16 protein-coding genes and 1 tRNA gene are annotated in these 14,313 nt (G+C 73.7%); 11 read left to right on the top strand and 6 right to left on the bottom strand.

Features of this window, described 5'->3' with window-relative positions; translation table 11 throughout:
- Window positions 1-29: 29 nt before the first annotated feature.
- The 4 genes from mshB to ABTZ91_RS20010 all read left to right on the top strand — a co-directional run bounded on the left by mshB (window position 30) and on the right by ABTZ91_RS20010 (window position 3,731).
- On the top strand, window positions 30-977 hold the full coding sequence (gene mshB / locus ABTZ91_RS19995; RefSeq protein WP_352078508.1) for an N-acetyl-1-D-myo-inositol-2-amino-2-deoxy-alpha-D-glucopyranoside deacetylase: 948 nt from the start codon (window positions 30-32) through the stop codon (window positions 975-977).
- Entirely contained in the window at window positions 974-1,354 is a 381-nt protein-coding gene (locus ABTZ91_RS20000; RefSeq protein WP_407077994.1) for a DUF6113 family protein, read from the top strand. Before mshB ends, ABTZ91_RS20000 begins: the two co-directional genes overlap by 4 nt.
- Before the next feature lie 173 nt (window positions 1,355-1,527).
- Window positions 1,528-3,543 (top strand): hypothetical protein, encoded by a 2,016-nt coding sequence (locus tag ABTZ91_RS20005; protein WP_352078509.1) that lies wholly within the window; start codon window positions 1,528-1,530, stop codon window positions 3,541-3,543.
- A 109-nt stretch (window positions 3,544-3,652) separates the two neighbouring features.
- Window positions 3,653-3,731, top strand: a tRNA-OTHER gene (locus tag ABTZ91_RS20010).
- A gap of 23 nt (window positions 3,732-3,754) precedes the next feature.
- Here ABTZ91_RS20010 and ABTZ91_RS20015 read toward each other — a convergent pair.
- Both ABTZ91_RS20015 and ABTZ91_RS20020 read right to left on the bottom strand, forming a co-directional pair.
- A complete protein-coding gene (locus ABTZ91_RS20015) occupies window positions 3,755-4,594 on the bottom strand; it encodes a transglutaminase-like domain-containing protein (RefSeq protein WP_352078510.1) in 840 nt (279 codons plus the stop codon).
- Window positions 4,591-5,592: a GNAT family N-acetyltransferase gene (locus ABTZ91_RS20020; RefSeq protein ID WP_352078511.1), complete on the bottom strand. Its 1,002-nt coding sequence runs from the start codon at window positions 5,590-5,592 to the stop codon at window positions 4,591-4,593. Before ABTZ91_RS20020 ends, ABTZ91_RS20015 begins: the two co-directional genes overlap by 4 nt.
- Before the next feature lie 112 nt (window positions 5,593-5,704).
- Here ABTZ91_RS20020 and fdxA point away from each other — a divergent pair, with 112 nt between their 5' ends.
- Window positions 5,705-6,025 carry a ferredoxin gene (fdxA, locus tag ABTZ91_RS20025; RefSeq protein WP_010474859.1) on the top strand — a complete coding sequence of 107 codons (321 nt, stop codon included), beginning with the start codon at window positions 5,705-5,707 and terminating at the stop codon, window positions 6,023-6,025.
- A gap of 76 nt (window positions 6,026-6,101) precedes the next feature.
- Window positions 6,102-7,196 carry a bifunctional succinyldiaminopimelate transaminase/glutamate-prephenate aminotransferase gene (locus ABTZ91_RS20030; RefSeq protein ID WP_352078512.1) on the top strand — a complete coding sequence of 365 codons (1,095 nt, stop codon included), beginning with the start codon at window positions 6,102-6,104 and terminating at the stop codon, window positions 7,194-7,196.
- A gap of 95 nt (window positions 7,197-7,291) precedes the next feature.
- On the opposite strand, the gene ABTZ91_RS20035 is transcribed toward ABTZ91_RS20030, so the two are convergent.
- Together ABTZ91_RS20035 and ABTZ91_RS20040 are read right to left on the bottom strand one after the other, a co-directional pair.
- Window positions 7,292-7,690, bottom strand: a complete 399-nt coding sequence (locus tag ABTZ91_RS20035) for an ATP-binding protein (protein WP_352078513.1) — start codon at window positions 7,688-7,690, stop codon at window positions 7,292-7,294.
- A 340-nt stretch (window positions 7,691-8,030) separates the two neighbouring features.
- The gene (locus ABTZ91_RS20040; protein ID WP_352078514.1) at window positions 8,031-8,969 is read right to left on the bottom strand and encodes a hypothetical protein; all 939 of its coding nucleotides are present in this window, start codon (window positions 8,967-8,969) and stop codon (window positions 8,031-8,033) included.
- A gap of 38 nt (window positions 8,970-9,007) precedes the next feature.
- Here ABTZ91_RS20040 and dapE point away from each other — a divergent pair, with 38 nt between their 5' ends.
- Together dapE and ABTZ91_RS20050 are read left to right on the top strand one after the other, a co-directional pair.
- Window positions 9,008-10,114, top strand: coding sequence for a succinyl-diaminopimelate desuccinylase (gene dapE / locus ABTZ91_RS20045; protein WP_352078515.1), 1,107 nt, complete (start codon window positions 9,008-9,010; stop codon window positions 10,112-10,114).
- A gap of 84 nt (window positions 10,115-10,198) precedes the next feature.
- Window positions 10,199-10,948, top strand: coding sequence for a TIGR00730 family Rossman fold protein (locus ABTZ91_RS20050; RefSeq protein ID WP_352078516.1), 750 nt, complete (start codon window positions 10,199-10,201; stop codon window positions 10,946-10,948).
- 81 nt (window positions 10,949-11,029) lie between these two features.
- Here ABTZ91_RS20050 and folP read toward each other — a convergent pair whose 3' ends face one another.
- A complete protein-coding gene (gene folP / locus ABTZ91_RS20055) occupies window positions 11,030-11,890 on the bottom strand; it encodes a dihydropteroate synthase (RefSeq protein WP_352078517.1) in 861 nt (286 codons plus the stop codon).
- A 113-nt stretch (window positions 11,891-12,003) separates the two neighbouring features.
- On the opposite strand from folP, the gene ABTZ91_RS20060 reads away from it, so the two are divergent.
- On the top strand, window positions 12,004-12,324 hold the full coding sequence (locus ABTZ91_RS20060; RefSeq protein ID WP_352078518.1) for a DivIVA domain-containing protein: 321 nt from the start codon (window positions 12,004-12,006) through the stop codon (window positions 12,322-12,324).
- Window positions 12,321-12,923 (top strand): DNA-3-methyladenine glycosylase I, encoded by a 603-nt coding sequence (locus ABTZ91_RS20065; protein ID WP_352078519.1) that lies wholly within the window; start codon window positions 12,321-12,323, stop codon window positions 12,921-12,923. Before ABTZ91_RS20060 ends, ABTZ91_RS20065 begins: the two co-directional genes overlap by 4 nt.
- Here the strand turns inward: ABTZ91_RS20065 and ABTZ91_RS20070 are convergent.
- The gene (locus tag ABTZ91_RS20070) at window positions 12,920-13,723 is read right to left on the bottom strand and encodes an enoyl-CoA hydratase-related protein (RefSeq protein ID WP_352078520.1); all 804 of its coding nucleotides are present in this window, start codon (window positions 13,721-13,723) and stop codon (window positions 12,920-12,922) included. The two genes, ABTZ91_RS20065 and ABTZ91_RS20070, sit on opposite strands and share 4 nt — an antisense overlap.
- A gap of 279 nt (window positions 13,724-14,002) precedes the next feature.
- On the opposite strand from ABTZ91_RS20070, the gene ABTZ91_RS20075 reads away from it, so the two are divergent.
- The gene (locus ABTZ91_RS20075; RefSeq protein WP_006346801.1) at window positions 14,003-14,170 is read left to right on the top strand and encodes a DUF3117 domain-containing protein; all 168 of its coding nucleotides are present in this window, start codon (window positions 14,003-14,005) and stop codon (window positions 14,168-14,170) included.
- Window positions 14,171-14,313: the final 143 nt, after the last annotated feature.

Genomic DNA, 14,313 nt, shown 5'->3' on the forward strand with positions numbered 1-14,313 from the left:
TCGCGGGCCCCGCCTCGTAGGGTGGGGCCATGACGGATCTCCCAGCCCGTCGTCTGCTCCTCGTGCACGCGCACCCGGACGACGAGTCGATCAACAACGGCGTCACCATGGCCCGGTACGCGGACGAGGGCGCCCTCGTGACCCTGGTGACCTGCACCCTGGGCGAGGAGGGCGAGGTCATCCCGCCCGAGCTCGCCCACCTGGCGCCGGACCGGGAGGACCGGCTCGGCGAGCACCGCGTCGGCGAACTCGCCGCCGCCATGAAGGAGCTGGGCGTCACCGACCACCGCTTCCTCGGCGGCCCGGGGCGCTTCCGCGACTCCGGGATGATGGGCGCCGAGCAGAACCGCCGCGACGGCGCCTTCTGGAACACCGACGTCGACACCGCCGCCCCCCACCTCGTCGAAGTGGTCCGCGAGACCCGTCCGCAGGTCCTCGTCACCTACGACCCCGACGGCGGTTACGGCCACCCCGACCACATCCAGGCCCACCGCGTCGCCATGCGCGCCGCCGAGCTCGCCGCCGACCCCTCGTACCGGCCCGACCTCGGCCCCGCCCACGCCATCGCCAAGATCTACTGGAACCGGGTCCCGCGCTCCGTCGCCGAGGCCGGTTTCGCACGGCTGCGCGCCGAGGGTTCGGTCTTCCCCGAGGACGCGACGATCGACGACGTCCCCGGTGTCGTCGACGACTCCCGTATCACCGCCGAGATCGCGGGCGAGAGCGCCGGGGAGACCGCGGGCGAGCGCGCGGGGGAGAGCGAGGAGGGCGGCAAGACCCCCTCGTACGCCGCCCGCAAGGCCGCCGCCATGCGCGCCCACGTCACCCAGGTCGCCGTCGACGGCCCCTTCTTCGCGCTCTCCAACAACCTGGGCCAGCCCCTCTTCACCACCGAGTACTACGAGCTCGTCCAGGGCACGCCCGGCGCACCCACGGGCGAACGCGAGACCGACCTCTTCGCCGGAGTCGCCGAGTGACCGCGCCCCGGCACCCCGACGTGCTGCCCGCCCCCGCCGTCCGTTACGTCTGGTACGCGGTGCTCTTCGTCCTCGGCGCCCTCGTCGGCACCGCGGGATCGCTGGTCCAGGCGGCCTGGCTGCCCGCCGGGCTGTTCCTGGCGCTGCTCGCCTCCGCCGGCCTCTTCTACGGCGCGGTGCGCGCCACCGGCACCCAGCTCGGCGTCGCCGCGGCCGGCGGCGGCTGGCTCGTCGCCGTCGTGCTGCTCAGCCTCGGGCGCCCCGAGGGCGACGGACTGTTCGGCGGCGGCCTCGGCGAGATGGTCTACCTCCTCGGCGGCATGGCCCTCGCTGTGATGTGCGCCACGATGAACCGGCTGCCCCGACCCACCCCGTAGCAGGGAGACTTGACGCCATCCTGTCTTGACTTCGGCCGGAATGCCCATGGCGGATCCACGCCGGGTCGGGTGCGGATCGGCGGCGGCCAGTATGGTGGTGCGCGCCGCCGACCGCCCGGATCACCACGAGCATCAGCAAGAGCGGGCGGCGGAGCCAACCGGGAGATCCTGCTTTGAGTCGTGAAACTGGTCGAGAGACTGACAGTTCGTCCTCCGGCGCCCAGCCGCGCGGCGGGGCGGCGTACCCCTCGGGCACTCCGCCGTACGGCCTGCGTGCGGGCCAGGAGGCCGCGCACGAGGCGGCGGCCGCCGCCGGACCGCCGGAGGAGCCCAAGACCGAGACCACGCTGACCACCCGGATCCGGATCAACATCCCGGGTTCGCGTCCCATCCCGCCCGTGGTCGTCCGCAAGCCGGTCGGCGACACCCAGGCCGGAGCCGAGGCGCAGGGCCAGGGACCGGCCGCCGAGCCACGGACGGCCGTCGAGCCGCCCCGGCCCGCCCCGGCCCCCGCGCCCCAGCCGGAGCCCCCGGCCGCGGCCGAGCAGGGCACGGGCGAGGAGAAGACCAGCGACTGGTTCGCGCCGCGGAAGGCGTCCGCGCCGCCCAAGCCCACTCCGCCGTCCGCGCCCGCCCCGGCTCCGGCCGCCCCGGTCCCGGGCCCCGGCCCGTCGGCGTCCGCCCCGGCCGCTCCGTCCGCCCCGGCCACCGGCTTCGCCGGCTCCGCCGCGGACGGCGTCCCGTCGGCCTCCACCACCCAGAGCATGCCGGTCGTCACCCCGCTGACCGGCGCCGGCCACACGCCCGCCGGCGGCACCCCCCGCCACGACGGCCCGGCCGCCCCCGCCAACCCCCTCTACGACAGCGGCCCCGGCCACACCCCGGCCGCCGGCACGCCCGTCGTCGACGCCGCCGGTGCCCCCGTCGGGCCGACCACCGGACCGGTCACCGGCACCAGCCCGGTCGTCGGACCCGACCACGCGCGCGGTGCCGCTCCCCGCGGCTCGGTGCCGCCGCGCATGTCCGACGACACCGCGATCCTCACCCCGCAGCCCCCGGCCCCGGTGCCGGGCCCGGTCGACGGCGGCCACGTCTCGGGCGCCACGCTCACCAGCGGGATGCCCGTCGTCCCGCCGTCCGGGCCGGACCTGACCCCCCGTATCCCCGAGCGCGACCAGGACGTCGCGGCCGCCGCGGCCCCGGCCCCGAGGCCCGCACCGGCGTCCACGGCCAGGCCCGTGAAGAAGCGTTCCAAGCTGGTCCTCGCCTGCGTCGGCGTCGTCGGCCTCGCCGGTGTCGCCTACGGCGCCGGGCTCCTCCTCAACCACTCCGACGTCCCCAAGGGCACCACCGTCCTCGGCGTCGACATCGGCGGCGGTACGAAGGAGGAGGCCGTCACCAGGCTGGAGGCGGAGCTCGGCAAGCGTGCCCACGCCCCGCTCCAGCTCAGCGTCGGCGGCCGGAAGACCGAACTGGCCCCCGACAAGGCGGGCCTCGCCCTGGACGCCCAGGAGACCGTGCGCGCCGCCGCCGGCAGCGACTACAACCCCGTCTCCGTCATCGGCTCCCTCTTCGGCGGCGAGCGCGTCGCCCAGCCGGTCTTCCCGGTCGACGAGGAGAAGCTCGGCGTCGCCCTCACCGACCTGGCCGGCACCTCCGGTTCGGTCACCGAGGGCACCATCGTCTTCTCCCCGGGCAAGGTCACCGCGGTCGAGGGCAAGCCGGGCAAGGGCCTCGACGTCCAGCGCTCGATGATCGCGGTCAAGGACGCCTACCGCGCCCAGGTCGAGACCGGCCGGTCCAAGGTCGTCGAACTGCCCGTCGTCACCCGGCAGCCGACCATCACCAAGGCCGAGCTCGACCGGGCGATGGAGGAGTTCGCCGAGCCCGCCATGTCCGGCATCATCACCATCAAGGCCGGCTCCAAGCAGATCGACTTCGGCCCCGCGCGGTCCCTGCCGAAGATCCTCTCCATGAAGGCCGTCGACGGCCGGCTGGTCGAGGTCTACGACAAGAAGGCCATCGAGGAGCTCCTCGACGGCGTCTTCGACGGCATCATGATCACCAAGGCCGACGGCACCCGGCACGAGGTCTCCGCCGACGACGTCGCCTTCGTGATGCGCGACGCGCTGCGCGGGAAGACCAAGGCCGAGCGGACGAAGTCGATCGACCTGAGCGGCGAGGGCTGACGGCCCCTACGCCCCCCGAGCGACCGAGGAGCCCCGCCCGCACCACCGGGCGGGGCTCCCCGCGTATCCGGGTCCGTACGCGAGATGTGCCCGAGGCTGCCTCCCGAGGGCGGGGTCGTAGCGCAGAGGTCGACGCGCGCGGTCTTTCAAAACCGCGAGGACGCCGGTTCGCATCCGGCCGCCCCGCCCTCACCCCGCCCCGGGGGACCGGCTAGTTCAGCAGCGCGCGGGCCGCCTTCGCCTTGCGGCGGATGGTCTCGGCCGCGCTCGGCTCCACCGCGTCCATCACCGTCGCGTACGCCTCCATCTCCGCCGCCCCCGTCAGGAAGTCGCCGCGCTGGACGAGCAGCTCCGCGCGCTCGTAACGGAGGCGGGCCGGGTGGGAGGGGAGCAGCAGGGACAGCTCCACCGCCCACAGGGCCACGTCGGAGCGTTCGGGGCGGGCGGCGGCCCAGGCGCGGATGTTGTTGAGGATGCGCAGCACGATCGCCGCCGGAGTGGCGGGGCGCAGCATCGACGGGTCGAGCGCCTCGCCGGTGGCGCCCGCGAAGAGAAGTTCCGCGTCGGCGGCGGTCATCGGCCGGCCGCCGGCGAAGGGGTCGGCGAGGTGGAGCTCCGCGGGGTCGCCGAAGCCGACGACGAAGTGGCCGGGCAGGCCCAGGCCGTAGACGGGGGCGCCGGCCCGGCGGGCGACCTCGATCCACACCACGGACAGCAGGATCGGCAGTCCGCGCCGGCGCCGCAGCACCTCGTGGAGCAGCGAGGACTCCAGGCGCTGGTAGTCGGCGGGCACGCCCAGGAAGCCCTCGCGCCGGCCGAGGAGCTCGGCGAGCGCCGTGACCCACGCGTCCGCGCCGCCCCGCGTCCCGTAGGGCAGCAGACCGGCGAGCCGGTCCAGTTCGATCTCGGCGGCGTCCAGGTCGGCCTGGGTCACCGCGGGGTCGGCCACCGCGCCGACGAGGAGGCAGAGCCGGGCGAGGTCGGGCCGCTCGGACCTGGCCTCCTCCGCGAACTCCCGCCGCCAGTCGGTCACGTCGCCTCCGTCGGTCACGCGTCCGTCCAGCGGTAGTGGTGGTAGTGGTGGTGCACGGTGAAGCCCATCCCGTCGTACAGCGCCCGGGCGCCGTCGTTGTCCGACTCCACCTGGAGCCAGGCGGCCGAGGCGCCCTCGTCCAGGGCCCGGCGGGCGAGCGCGGTCATGACGGCCGTCGCCAGGCCGCCGCGCCGCCGGCCCGGGTCGACCTCCACGGCCATGAAGCCGGCCCAGCGGCCGTCGACGACACAGCGTCCGATCGCCGCCGGTATGTCTTCCGTGCCCGGTACGGACGCGAACCACACACTCGGGCCGCTGCCGAGCACCTTCACCACGTGCGGGCCGGGTTCGCCGAAGCGCTGGTAGCGGCGCAGCCAGTTCTCGTCGACGGACCGGGCGAGCCGCACGGCGTCCACGTCGGCGTCGGTGTCGCCGATCGGGGCGAGCGACGCGGTCCGCAGCTCGGCCGAGACCTCCCGGACCCAGCCGCGCCGCTCCAGGTCGGCGCACAGCAGCTCCTGGGTGCCCTCGGCGCCCGTCGCCGCCTGGACGTACGCGGGCAGCCCGCGGGCCGCGTACCACTCCTGTACGCGTTCCAGGGCGGCGTCCAGCGGGAGGCCGGGATCACCGAGCGGCAGCACGGAGTTGGCGCGCCGGGTGAATCCTCCGGCGGCGCGCAGCGTCCACTCGCCGAGGGGTTCGCTCTCCAGCGGCTGCCACGCGCGCGCGGCGGCCCGCGCGAGCTCGGGAAAGCCGGCGGCCGGGCCGCGCCGGCGGGCCGGGGCGGCGGGGACGACCTTGCCCGCGGCGAGCGAGGATTCCGCGATCCGGACGACCTCACCGGTCCGCCGTGTGATCAGCAGCACACCCGCGTCCCATGATGTGAGAACCCCGACCGCGTCGGTGAATCTCGCGTCCGCCGCACCCGAGTCCGTCACGCACCGAACTGAGACACGTTTTCCCACGTCAGCAGCGGTAATGCGGACCTCGAGGCGTCCTCCACCGGTGAATTCCACAGCTTCTGAGCCCCTCCTGTTCGGATCGTCCCCAAGAACGGAGATACTAGGGGCGGGCATCGACGACACCGCGCTCCCGCGCAGACCAGCCCTATCGAGGAGGAACGACAGCGTGACCTACGTCATCGCGCAGCCTTGTGTCGACGTCAAGGACAAGGCGTGCATCGAGGAGTGCCCCGTCGACTGCATCTACGAGGGCCAGCGGTCCTTGTACATCCACCCGGACGAATGCGTCGACTGTGGGGCCTGTGAGCCGGTCTGCCCGGTCGAGGCGATCTTCTACGAGGACGACACTCCGGAGGAGTGGAAGGACTACTACAAGGCGAACGTCGAGTTCTTCGACGAGCTCGGCTCGCCCGGTGGTGCCTCCAAGCTCGGCCTGATCGAGCGCGACCACCCCTTCATCGCCGCCCTGCCGCCGCAGAACGGCTGATCATTCGCCCTCGGTCCCGTACGGCCTCGCCGCTGTACGGGACCGACGCGTATCCGTACGTACGAGGAGCACAACCGTGAGCGCAGTCTCTTCGCGCCTGCCCGTCTTCCCCTGGGACAAGCTGGAGCCGTACAAGCAGACGGCGACGGCCCACCCGGACGGCATCGTCGACCTGTCCGTGGGCACGCCCGTGGACCCGGTGCCCGCGCTGATCCAGGACGCCCTGGTCGCGGCGGCGGACTCGCCGGGCTATCCCACGGTGTGGGGCACGAAGGAGCTGCGGGACGCGCTCACCGGCTGGTGCGAGCGGCGTCTCGGCGCGACCGGCTTCGCGCACGAGAACGTGCTGCCGGTGGTGGGCTCCAAGGAACTGGTGGCCTGGCTGCCGACGCAGCTGGGCCTCGGCCCGGGGGACAAGGTGGCCTACCCGCGGCTCGCCTACCCGACCTACGAGGTCGGCGCGCGGCTGTGCGGCGCGGAGCCCCTCGTCTACGACGACCCGACCCGGCTCGACCCGGCGGGGCTGAAGCTGCTGTGGCTGAACTCGCCGTCCAACCCGACCGGCCGGGTCCTCGACAAGGACGAGCTGCGGCGGATCGTCGCCTGGGCGCGCGAGCACGGCGTGCTGGTCTTCTCCGACGAGTGCTACCTGGAGCTGGGCTGGGAGGCCGACCCGGTCTCCGTGCTGCACCCGGACGTCTGCGGCCGCTCGTACGAGGGGATCGTCGCCGTCCACTCCCTGTCCAAGCGGTCCAATCTGGCGGGCTACCGGGCGGCGTTCATCGCGGGCGACGCGTCCGTCCTCGGCGAGCTGCTCCAGATCCGCAAGCACGGCGGCATGATGACGGCCGCCCCCGTGCAGGCCGCCACGGTCGCGGCGCTCGGCGACGACACGCACGTGGCCGAGCAGCGGGCCCGCTACGCGGCCCGCCGGGCCGCCCTGCGGGGGGCCCTGGAGGCGCACGGCTTCCGGATCGAGCACAGCGAGGCCAGCCTCTACCTGTGGGCGACCCGGGACGAGCCGTGCTGGGACACGGTGGCGTACCTGGCGGAGAAGGGCATCCTGGTGGCGCCCGGCGACTTCTACGGGGAGGCCGGCGAGCGGTTCGTGCGGGTGGCGTTCACGGCGACGGACGAGCGGGTCGAGGCGGCGGTCAAGCGCCTGGGGTGACCCCGGATCCCTGTCGGGAGCCGCCGGTTGTCCCTCGACGGACCGAGGGCCCGGGGGACGGTGCTCCCCGGGCCCTCGGCGTGTGCGGCGGCCGGTCAGCCGCCGATCGGCAGGCCGCCCATCAGGCCGGCGCCGGGCAGGGCGCCGGTGTCGGGGAGGCCGCCCAGGGCGTCCGAGGCCGGGGCCTCGGCGGACTCGGCGGCCGCGCCCGCGGTCTGGCCGAGGGTGTCGGCCGCCGCACCGGCCGGGTCGCTCGCGAGCTGCTGGGCGGCCGGGGCGGCCTTGCCGCCGGTCTCGCCGACGACGCCGGTCGCGGTGTCGAGGGTCGAGTCCGCCGCGGTGGTGTCCAGGGCGCTCAGACCGGGCAGGCCGCCGGCCGGGGCGAGGGAGTGGTCCAGCGCGCTCGCGGAGCCGGCCGCACCGACCACGGGGGCTGCTCCGGCCGCGACGAGCAGGGCGGCGCGGGCGATCCGACGGGTCAGGGGGAGGGACATGGTGCTCCTTCGACGGAGAGGACGATGACGCGCTGACAACCGGCCCCGGGGCGGGGGAGGTTGCGGAGGCCGAAGGTAAAGACTGGGTAATGCGCCGCAGGGGCGGGCGGGGAGGAAAGCGGACGAACGCGTCAATGCGGTGTGGGTTGCCGAACCGTCACTTCCCTTGCGGCGCAAGGGCCTTGCGGTGACATGTCAGCCCGCTGAAAAGGTGACCGGAGAGCTTCGCGCCACACCGGCCCCATGACACTTTCAGGTGACGGCTCGCACGGCTGCCCACTCAGCGGTCCCGAGTGCCGCCCTGCGGGCCCCCGCGCCGGCCCCGTGCGGGCCCGGCGCGTCAGCGCGCCAGCCGGATCCGTACCGACGAGCCGTCCGTGCCCTTGGGCCCCTCGGGGCCCGCCGGCTCCCACTCGCCCGAGGCGTCGTCCGCGACCCACACCCGGTCCCCGTACGCCACCTCCGCGATGCGCAGCTCGTCCGCCCGCGCCACCGCCCACTGCGCCAGCTCCCAGCCGCGCCGCTCCCGCGCGCCCCGGGAGTCCCGCACCGGCACCGAGAGCTCCACCACGGGGGCCGCGCCCGCGTTCGCGCCGGCCGCCCCGGCGCCCTTCGCCGCCTGCCGGGGCGCCGTCTCCTCACCGAAGGCCCGCACCAGCTCCGTACGCACCCGCGCCGGATCGCCCGGCCGGTCCTCCCGCACGTTGGCCGTGCAGGTCAGCGAGGCCGGCGACCGGCCGGTCAGCGCCGCCGAGAGCAGCGTCGCGTCCGGCTCGTGTTTCGCGTACGCCTGCGGGAAACCGCTGCGCTGCACCTTCTGCGCCGCCACCGTCAGCGGCAGCCGCGAATACCCCGGGACCTTCTCCAGGCCCTCGTAGAACTTCGCCGACGAGTACACCGGGTCCAGGATCTGCTCCGGCGTCCCCCAGCCCTGCGAGGGCCGCTGCTGGAACAGGCCGAGCGAGTCCCGGTCGCCGTGCTCGATGTTGCGCAGCGCCGACTCCTGGAGCGCCGTCGCGAGCGCGATCGTCACCGCGCGCTCCGGCAGGCCGCGGCTGGTGCCCACGGCCGCGATCGTGGCCGCGTTGGACGCCTGCTCGGGGGTGAACTCGTACCGGTTCGCCCCGCTTCCGACACTGCACCGGGGCGCCCCCTTGCTGCCCGTGACGTAGTGCACCGCCACATAGGCGACCAGGCCGAGGAGCACGGCGAACGCCGCCACGAACCGGGCGGGACGACCGCGGCGGGCGGGACGGGAAGGACGGCTGGGCTCGGACACGCGCCCCACCGTACTGGAGGCCGCGTTAGGGTCGGCACATGGCTGACACCGCTCCTCTCAGTGCCCCGCTGAACGCCTCGCTGGACCTCTCGCTCGACGGCGCCGCGCTGACCGCCGCCCTGGTCGACATCCCCTCCGTCAGCGGCACCGAGAAGCCGCTCGCCGACGCGATCGAGCGGGCCCTGCGCGCCCTGCCGCACCTCACCGTCGACCGCCACGGCAACAACGTCGTCGCCCGCACGAACCTCGGCCGTGCCGAGCGGGTCGTCCTCGCCGGACACATCGACACGGTCCCGATCGCCGACAACGTGCCCTCCCGGCTCGACGAGGACGGCGTCCTGTGGGGCTGCGGGACCTCCGACATGAAGTCGGGGGTCGCCGTCCAGCTGCGGATCGCGGCCACCGTGCCCGCGCCCAACCGCGACCTCACGTTCGTCTTCTACGACAACGAGGAGGTCGCCGCCCACCTCAACGGCCTCGGCAAGATCGCCGAGGCGCACCCCGACTGGCTCGCCGGCGACTTCGCCGTCCTGCTCGAACCCTCCGACGGCCAGGTCGAGGGCGGCTGCCAGGGCACCCTGCGGGTCAAGCTGCGCACCGAGGGCGAGCGGGCCCACTCCGCGCGCTCGTGGATGGGCTCCAACGCCATCCACGCCGCCGCCCCCATCCTCGCCCGCCTCGCCGCCTACGAGCCGCGCAAGCCCGTCATCGACGGCCTGGAGTACCACGAGGGCCTCAACGCGGTCGGCATCGAGGGCGGCGTCGCCACCAACGTCATCCCCGACGCGTGCGTCGTCACCGTCAACTACCGCTACGCCCCCGACCTCTCCCCGGAGCAGGCCGTCGCCCACGTGAAGGAGGTGTTCGCGGACTGCGGCGTCGCCGAGTTCGTCATCGACGACGAGAGCGGCGGCGCGCTGCCCGGCCTGTCGCACCCGGCCGCCGCGGCCTTCATGAAGGCGGTCGGCGGCAGCGCCCACCCCAAGTTCGGCTGGACCGACGTCGCCCGCTTCAGCGCGCTCGGCGTCCCGGCCGTCAACTACGGCCCCGGTGACCCGTTGTACGCCCACAAGCGCGACGAGCACGTGCACGTGGAGCGCATCCACCACTGCGAGGCACGTCTCCGCGACTGGCTGACCGAGTGATTCCCGTAATTTCGCTTTTCTTCACCTCTCTGGTCCTACCCTGACCGGACCGGAAGATCAGTGGAACGGTGAAAGGAGCGGGCCATGGGCGTACCCGAGGAGCCGAGGAAGCCGGAGGAGCAGCGACTGGGACCGGTGCTCAGGCGCCGTGAACAGATCCAGCCCGGCACCACGGACCAGCGTCTGCTCGACACCGAGGGCGACTCGGAGTGGGTGCACACCGACCCCTGGCGGGTCATGCGCATCCAGTCCGAGTTCGTCGAGGGCTTCGGCGCCCTCGCCGAACTGCCGAGCGCGATCAGCGTCTTCGGCTCGGCGCGCACCAAGCCGGACTCGCCCGAGTACGAGGCGGGCGTCCGCCTCGGCCGCGCGCTCGTGGAGGCCGGCTTCGCGGTGATCACGGGCGGCGGCCCCGGCGCCATGGAGGCGGCCAACAAGGGTGCCAGGGAGGCCAAGGGCGTCTCGGTGGGCCTCGGCATCGAGCTGCCCTTCGAGCAGGGCCTCAATCCGCACGTCGACATCGGCGTGAACTTCCGCTACTTCTTCGTCCGCAAGACGATGTTCGTGAAGTACGCGCAGGGCTTCGTCGTCCTGCCGGGCGGCCTCGGCACCCTCGACGAGCTCTTCGAGGCGCTGACGCTGGTCCAGACCCGCAAGGTCACCCGCTTCCCGATCGTCCTCTTCGGTACGGAGTACTGGAAGGGCCTCGTCGACTGGCTGCGCGACTCGGTCGTCGCGGGCGGCAAGGCGTCCGAGCACGACCTGCTGCTCTTCCACGTGACGGACGACGTGGACGAGGCGGTCACCCTGGTGTCGAAGGAGGTCGGCCGCTAGGGCGCGGGCGGGCGGGGGCGCCGCCGCTCGGCACCCCCGCTGCCGACCGCCCGAGCGGGCCCGAGCGGGCGCGGCGACCGCCTACGCGAGTCCGCGCCGCGCCACGGCCGGGGGGCGGTGGCCCGCGATGGACGCCACCATGTCGAGCACCTGCTTCGTCTCGGCCACCTCGTGCACCCGGTACACCCGCGCGCCGAGCCACGCGGAGACCGCCGTCGTCGCCAGCGTCCCGAGCACCCGCTCCTTCACGGGCCGGTCCAGCGTCTCGCCCACGAAGTCCTTGTTGGACAGCGAGACCAGCACCGGCCAGCCGGTCTCCGTCATCTCACCGAGCCGCCGGGTCGCCTCCAGGCTGTGCCGCGTGTTCTTCCCGAAGTCGTGCCCCGGGTCGATCATGATGCCGTCGCGCCGCACGCCGAGCGCGACCGCCCGCTCCGCGAGGCCGACCGTCACCCGCAGGATGTCGGCCATCACGTCCTCGTACGCGGTCCGGTGCGGCCGGGTCCGCGGCTCCACGCCACCCGCGTGCGTGCACACGAGTCCCGCGCCGTACTTCGCCGCGACCTCCGCGAGCCGCGGGTCGACCCCGCCCCACGCGTCGTTGAGGAGGTCCGCGCCCGCCTCGCACACGGCCTCGCCCACCTCCGCCCGCCAGGTGTCCACGCTGATCACCACGTCCGGGTGGCGCCGGCGGACCTCCGCCACGAAGCCGACCGTGCGGCGCGCCTCCTCCTCGGCGGTGACCTCCTCGCCGGGGCCCGCCTTCACGCCGCCGATGTCGACGATCGCCGCGCCCTCGGCCACGGCCTGCTCGACCCGGGCGAGCGCCGGCTCGTCGCGGAAGGTCGCCCCCTGGTCGTAGAAGGAGTCCGGGGTCCGGTTCACGATCGCCATGATCACCGGCTCGTGGGGCCCGAATTCACGCCGTCCCAAGCGCAGCATCCCTTATGTCCTCCCTCGCGGCCGGTCGCCTGCGTCGTCTGCGACCCTAACTGTCGGTGGCGCATGGCACGATCGGCACGGGACGTTTTCCATGGACCGGGAGAGGCGCGCTGGTGTTCTGGTTTCTGCTGATCACGATGGTCGTGGTCGTCGCGGCGGTCACCCTGGCGGTGGTCGGCGGCGGCGACAGCGAGGTGCTGCCCGAGGTGGCGCCCGAGCAACTGATCGACCCGCTCCCCGCGACCCGCCCGGTCGGCCAGGCCGACATCGAGGCGCTGCGGCTCCCCGTCGCCGCCCGGGGGTACCGGATGGCGGACGTGGACGACGTCCTCGACCGGCTGGGCGCCGAGCTCGCCGAGCGGGACGCCCGGATCGCGGACCTGGAGGCGGCCCTCGCGGGCGGCGGGCCGCGGGCCGAGGAGGACGGCGCATGAGCGACGGCAGGGCGGTCGCGGGGCCGGACGGCCGGCCGCGCTGCCCCTGGGGCCTGTCGGCCGAGGACTACGTGGCGTACCACGACGAGGAGTGGGGCCGGCCGGTCCACGGTGACGACGCGCTGTTCGAGCGGCTGTGTCTGGAGGCCTTCCAGTCCGGCCTGTCGTGGATCACGATCCTGCGCCGCCGCGAGGGCTTCCGGAAGGCCTTCGCGGGCTTCCGCATCGCCGAGGTGGCCCGGTTCACCGACGTCGACCGGGAGCGGCTCCTCGCCGACGAGGGGATCATCCGCAACCGGGCCAAGATCGACGCCACCCTCGCCAACGCCAAGGTGCTCGCCGCATGGGAGCCGGGCGAGCTGGACGCGCTGATCTGGTCGTACGCGCCCGATCCGGCGACCCGTCCGGTCCCGGCCGCGACCGGCGAGGTCCCGGCCGTGACGGACGAGTCGACGGCCCTGTCCAAGGCCCTCAAGCAGCGCGGCCTGCGCTTCATCGGCCCGACGACGGCGTACGCCCTGATGCAGGCCTGCGGCCTGGTCGACGACCACATCGCCGGCTGTTTCGTCCGGGGCGCCGCCGACCGCTCCCCCGCCTAGCGGCCGAGGTACTTCGGCTTCTCCTTGGCGATGAAGGCCTGCACGGCGATCGTGTGGTCCTGTGACGCGCCGGCCTTCGTCTGGAGCTCGTCCTCCTTCTCCAGCGACTCGGCGAGCGAGTGGTCCGCGCCGTAGGTCAGGGACTCCTTCAGGGCCGCGTAGGCGACGGTCGGGCCCTCGGCCAGCGTGCGGGCCACCTTCACGGCCTCCTCGGCGAGCGCGTCCGCCGGGACCAGCCGGTTCACGATGCCGAGCTCGTACGCCTCCTGGGCGCTGATGGAGCGGGGGAAGAGCAGCAGGTCGGCGGCGCGGCTGCGGCCGATCAGCCGGGGCAGGGTCCAGGACATGCCGGAGTCGGCGGTGAGGGCCACGCCGGCGAAGGAGGTGTTGAAGGAGGCGGTGTCCGCCACGATCCGGTAGTCGGCCGCGAGGGCGAAGCCGAAGCCGGCGCCGGCGGCGACCCCGTTCACCGCCGCGACGACCGGCTTGGCCATTCCGGCGAGCGCCCGCACGATCGGGTTGTAGTGGTCCCGGACCGTGTTCATGGTGCTGTTCGTGCCCGACTCCTGGTCCTGGAGCAGCAGCCCGACGTGCTCCTTCAGGTCCTGGCCCACGCAGAACGCGCGGTCGCCCGCCGCGGTGAGCAGCACCGCGCGTACGGCCGGGTCGGCGGCGGCGGACTCGGCGGCGTCCCGCAGGGCCACCTTCGCCGCCACGTTCATCGCGTTCATGGCCTCCGGACGGTTGAGGGTGATGGTGGCGAGCCCGTCGCTCACCTCGTACAGCACCGTGTCGGCCATCGTGTGATCCCTTCGCTTCTTCGCTCTTCTGACGAGCTCAGCATGGCGGAGATCACCCCCGCCGCACATGTGAGCTGCGTCAAAGAATCACCCGGCCGCAGCGGACCGGCGGCGGCGAAGTATCGCAGGTGCATCGGCGAAATGTCTGGCTTTGTGAAAGCGCGTTGCGGAAGCGATGCCACCCGATGTTGGTCATCGGGTCCTCTGATGCGGGATAATGACCTGGAAGCAATCGTGTTCGATGCTGACGATGAGCTGGTTTCAGGAAGGGGAACGAGCATGGCGGCCATGAAGCCGCGGACGGGTGACGGCCCGCTCGAGGTGACCAAGGAGGGGCGGGGCATCGTCATGCGCGTTCCGCTCGAAGGCGGCGGCCGGCTCGTCGTCGAGCTGACCCCGGACGAGGCCGAGGCGCTCGGTGACGCCCTGAAGCAGGTCGTCGGCTGACACTTCCTTGTCACGTATTTCCGCTTCTGCCCCGGTACGGTACCCACCGCACCGGGGCAGCGGTGTATCGGGGGCGCGTTCGTCGTGGGGAGGTGTGCCGGAGCCCCGAGCCGGAGCCGGGGACCACAGGCCGTACGGTACGG

It is taken from the genome of Streptomyces sp. NPDC126499, from assembly GCF_040302485.1.
Lineage (GTDB): Bacteria > Actinomycetota > Actinomycetes > Streptomycetales > Streptomycetaceae > Streptomyces.